General features: G+C 69.9%; 1 protein-coding gene. It reads left to right on the forward strand.

Annotated elements, in window-relative coordinates:
- On the forward strand, positions 1–326 hold a 326-nt coding region (locus EPD66_RS24475; protein ID WP_221931097.1), incomplete at both ends, for a hypothetical protein.

The following is a 326-nucleotide window of genomic DNA, read 5'->3' on the forward strand; positions in this document are numbered from 1 at the left end:
CGCCATGTCCTTCTCGACCTGGGCAATGGCGAGGTCCTCGGCTTCGAGAACATCACCATCGACCAGTTCCAGGCCAAGAACTTCCTGCTGGTCAACAACGGCCAGGCGCCCCAGCCGACTCCGGCGCCCACGCCTGCCCCGACTCCCGAGCCGACACCGGCTCCTACTCCTGAGCCGACGCCTGCGCCGACCCCGGCCCCGACTCCCGAGCCGACCTCGCCGCCCGATCAGGATGACGGCCTGCTGACCCTGCCGGAATCGGGCGCGCCGACGCGCTGGATCCAAGGCGGCTCGGGCAACGACACCCTGAACGGCACCAGCGGCAA

It is taken from the genome of Telmatospirillum sp. J64-1, from assembly GCF_006980715.1.
Classification (GTDB): Bacteria; Pseudomonadota; Alphaproteobacteria; order Rhodospirillales; family Magnetospirillaceae; genus Oleiliquidispirillum; species Oleiliquidispirillum nitrogeniifigens.